Origin of the sequence: Paenibacillus popilliae ATCC 14706 (assembly GCF_000315235.1) — a bacterium.
Classification (GTDB): Bacteria; Bacillota; Bacilli; order Paenibacillales; family Paenibacillaceae; genus Paenibacillus_B; species Paenibacillus_B popilliae.
The window spans coordinates 1-1,020 of the sequence record NZ_BALG01000092.1 but is presented as its reverse complement, the minus strand read 5'-3'; the positions used below and the strand labels follow the sequence as shown (position 1 = coordinate 1,020).

Below are 1,020 nucleotides of genomic sequence, written 5' to 3'. Positions count from 1 at the left end.
AAAGAAATGACCGATTTCACACGGAACCAAATCCTGGTTCAAGCCGGCACATCGATGTTGGCACAAGCGAACTCTGCACCGCAAAACGTACTGAAGTTGTTAGGGTAAGTTCTTTGTATTTTTTAAATTGCTAAAAAATCATATGTACGACTCGATATATATAATAGGCCGAACGGAAGTGGCCGCATAAGAAATGAAATCATGGAGGATGATGAAGAATGTCAATGTTTATTAACACGAACGTGGGCGCAATCAATGCTCACCGCAACCTGGGTGCGAGCAACACAGCAATGGGCAAGACAATGGAAAAATTGTCTTCCGGCTTCCGCATTAACCGTGCGGCCGACGATGCGGCAGGTCTCGCTATCTCGGAAAAAATGCGTTTCCAAATTGGCGGCATGAATCAAGCTATGCGCAATGCGCAAGACGGTATCTCCCTGATTCAAACGGCTGAGGGTGCTTTGACGGAAGTCAACTCCATGTTGCAGCGGATGAATACGTTGGCTAACCAAGCGGCTACGGGTACTTACGATGATAAAGACCGTGAGAATACGCAAAAAGAGATGGATGCGCTGGTTGCGGAAATTAACAACATTGCTCAGTCCACGAACTTCAATGGTATCGACCTGCTGAAAACGGGCAAGACCGTTACATTCCAAATCGGTGTTGATAATACGAACAAGCTTGCTACAACCCTAAAATCAATGGGAGCTTCTGCTTTGGGATTGAGCGGGTTGTCAATTTCTAAGCAATCAAGTGCATCTAACGCACTTTCTACAATTGCCGCTGCGATTAATACGGTGTCTACGCAACGCGCAGCTTTTGGTGCGGTGCAAAACCGTTTGGAACACACCATCAACAACCTGGGTGTAACGGCAGAGAACTTGTCTGCTTCCGAATCCCGGATTCGCGAAGCGGATATGGCGAAAGAAATGACCGATTTCACACGGAACCAAATCCTGGTTCAAGCCGGCACATCGATGTTGGCACAAGCGAACTCTGCACCGCAAAACGTACTGA

2 protein-coding genes are annotated in these 1,020 nt (G+C 47.2%); both read left to right on the top strand.

Annotated elements, in window-relative coordinates:
* Positions 1 to 6 precede the first annotated feature (6 nt).
* Entirely contained in the window at positions 7 to 108 is a 102-nt protein-coding gene (locus tag PPOP_RS20335) for a flagellin (protein ID WP_422730631.1), read from the top strand.
* Between the two features lie 110 nt (positions 109 to 218).
* Positions 219 to 1,020, top strand: an 802-nt coding sequence (locus tag PPOP_RS08370) for a flagellin N-terminal helical domain-containing protein (protein WP_006285771.1), incomplete at its 3' end; no start/stop codon positions are given.

Coding starts and splice junctions, on each gene's coding strand:
- PPOP_RS20335 (WP_422730631.1), top strand. CDS start 7: ATGACCGATTTCACACGGAACCAAATCCTGGTTCAAGCCGGCACATCG.